The 2,988-nt window shown below is 32.4% G+C and carries 4 protein-coding genes; all 4 read right to left on the minus strand.

Translation table 11 applies throughout. The annotated features are described in order from the left end of the window. Window positions 1–546: hypothetical protein (locus I3255_RS13495; RefSeq protein WP_238039268.1), on the minus strand; the 546-nt coding region annotated here is incomplete at its 3' end. Window positions 547–560: 14 nt separating this feature from the next. Beyond that, a complete protein-coding gene (locus I3255_RS13500; protein WP_238039269.1) occupies window positions 561–2,216 on the minus strand; it encodes a TonB-dependent receptor in 1,656 nt (551 codons plus the stop codon). Then, window positions 2,194–2,637 (minus strand): TonB-dependent receptor plug domain-containing protein, encoded by a 444-nt coding sequence (locus tag I3255_RS13505; RefSeq protein ID WP_238039270.1) that lies wholly within the window; start codon window positions 2,635–2,637, stop codon window positions 2,194–2,196. The genes I3255_RS13500 and I3255_RS13505 overlap by 23 nt, the downstream gene beginning before the upstream one ends. Window positions 2,638–2,653: 16 nt before the next feature. Beyond that, a partial coding sequence (locus tag I3255_RS13510) for a prolyl oligopeptidase family serine peptidase (protein ID WP_238039271.1) occupies window positions 2,654–2,988 on the minus strand: 335 nt, incomplete at its 5' end.

Consider the following 2,988-nt stretch of genomic DNA (forward strand, 5'->3'; position numbering starts at 1 on the left):
TTCAGTTACCTCAATACCCTTTGAGATTTTATAAGCTTCTTGTGGTATTTCATTATCATATGTAATGGAATTATCTTGTAAAGCGGTAACAGGATCTGGGTCAAAGACTTTAATATCTACTGCTACTTTTTTCTGTTGTGATTGTTCAGTATTCACAAGTGGTTTATTAAGTTCAAAACTACGCTTATCAGTTCGAGCTTCACTGCACGCTTGAGGCTGTTTTAAATGAACATAAAGTTGATCTACAGTATTATTTTTTTTATCCAGATTAATAACAATAGAACTTCTACATTCTTGTGCTTTAGGAAAATCTTGATAAAATCGATATTGAATAGAATTCGCACCCTCAGTAACCTTATCAAACTTTATATTAGGAACTTTTTTAGAACCACTCAATAATGAATAATTGTCAGCAAACCAATATTGAGCATCTTCTACTGATGAAATAACATCCATTGAGTTAGGGAAATATAATTCTCCTGCCATTCCGAATGTAGAATATACGCCACATATAGGAATAAGTATTGATAATATTTTCTCATTCATATTTAGACATTCCCTTAATATTGATAGTGCAATGAAAGATTAAAGTTACGACCCACTTGACTATTATAAAAAATACTTGCGTCTTTCATTCCAGCCACGGTGTTATATTTCATATACTCGCGATCAAAAATATTATTCAAGTTAGCATTTAATGTTAAATTACTAATAGGTTCATAACTAAAACCTAAATCAAATGTTCCCCAACCAGATGTTTTTGTACACTCTGACGTTGTCCCCTTTGAATGACACATTGGAACTTTATTCATTGAACTAGCAAAATTTAAGCGAGCAAAGGCATCAAAGCCATCACTATACTTTAATGAAGTACTACCATTCCAAGGAGTTGATGTTGCTAGATATTCATCATCTTTACTTTTCGCCGTTACAACACCGATATTACCTAATAGGGACCAAGCTGAATTAATTCGAACTTTAGAACCAAATTCAATACCATAAGATTCTGATTGAGCAATGTTAACGAATTGTTTTTCCATACGACCAGTTATTTCATTAAACCGTACATTGATTGGCATAATAAAATCTTTGTACTGACTGTAGAATACAGCTGATATGAATTCAAAACGTTGATAATTACCTTTTAATCCAAATTCATAATTATTACTTGTTTCTGGTTTTAGATGAAAATTAGGAATAATATCAAATGGTGGTATCCCATCATGTTGAACAAATTCAAAAGCCTTACTATAACTAGGGGCATTAAAGCCATGATTGTAACTTAAATATGCTTTCAACTCTGAGTTAAAATTATATGCTGCGGTTAAAGATGGTGAGATAGCATTAGAATTTACATCTTCTAACCTTTCGATACCACCAATTCTCATATTAGCAAAAGTATCACGTTCGACAGGTGACATCTGCTGTAAATCATAGCGAATACCTGTATCAAATTCCCAGTTATGATAAGTATATTTATCACTAATATATGCGCCAAACTCTAAAGTATTAACTGAAGCAAATGGTGACATTTCCTCCAAGCTTACAAAATCATTTAAGTATGAATACTTATTAATAGTCCTACTATGATAACGATGAGCAGCATCAATCCCCCATACAATATTATGATTGGGAATAGATTTATTAAATTGTGTTTTTAGACCATAGCTTTTTTCAATAAATTTATAGTTATCGTTATGGGATGAATGCTCTGTAACATTCTGTTGTTTATAATGCTTATAAAATGATTTATTGTTATTGTTATCTGTTACGTTATAGAACAAGACTATTTTTGCATCATCAAAAGCTAATAGGCTTGCATCATAATAATGATATGTAATTTGATATTTGTCAGTATCAGTATCAGTCTTTTCTTTAAAATCATCTTTGACATAACCAATTTGCTCATTTCGAACCATATCATTACGATAACGTTCAATCTTAGTCTTGATCTCTTGATGATCACCTATGTAAAAATTACTCGTTAATGATAAATTAAATCCTGTTACATCACGTTTATATACTTCACCATTATAATTATCAGACCCATTACCTTCCCATTGTTTATAACGAATAATATGTTCAGTTGAACCTATCCGTTGTGCAATACCAATTGCACCATTTAATTTATTACTCTCACCGACATAATTAGAGTCACCAATCAGCACGGTATCTTTTTCTGGGGTTAAATAGTCAGAAGCATCTTTTGCCTGCACCTTTAATTACTTCGATCTGTTTAACATCAGCTAAATCAAAACTATTCCGTCCTACCTTATCATTAAGATCATCAGCTCCATAGCCATCACTAGTCTCAACACCATCAACCAATATCTTGATGCGATTTCCTCGAATCCCTCGAATAGAAATATTTTGTGGTCGTCCTGCACCACCACTAACATCAACCCCGGGGATATTTTTTAAAGTATCATATAACTCTGTTGCCCCTTCTTGTCTCATATCTTGATCAGTAATAACATCAACTGATCCATTCACCTCATAAGGAGATTGCTCTATTTTTTGTGCTGTAACAACAATATCCTTAAATACGGTAATATCTTTTTCTATTTTTGGGTTGGAGGCAGCATTAACATTTCCACAAAGTGTAGAAATAGCTACAGCTATCACTGTCTTTTTCATTTTATGATCTTAATGTTTATTTATTAGTTGTTTGACTTAGTAAAAAAGCATAATCCATTGCTTGATTAGTTAACGAATGATTAGAGTTATGCCCAGAATTTAAATCTGTACTTAATAAGTATGGTTTATTATCGGTTGATTTATTTTTAACACGTAATATATATTTTGCAGCTTCCCAATATGGCACGCGACTATCATACAAACCCGTTCTCACTAATAGTGCTGGATATGGTTTTGCTGTTACATTATCAAACGGACTATAATTAGCCATTATTTCTCGTTGAATTGATATGCGAGGATCTCCCCACTCGCTATATTGCTGCTCAGTGAGTGGTAAACTCCTATCTAGCA

It is taken from the genome of Psychrobacter sp. Ps6, assembly GCF_022129235.1.
In the GTDB taxonomy this organism is placed as follows: domain Bacteria; phylum Pseudomonadota; class Gammaproteobacteria; order Pseudomonadales; family Moraxellaceae; genus Psychrobacter.

Coding starts and splice junctions, on each gene's coding strand:
- I3255_RS13505 (WP_238039270.1), bottom strand. CDS start 2,637: ATGAAAAAGACAGTGATAGCTGTAGCTATTTCTACACTTTGTGGAAAT.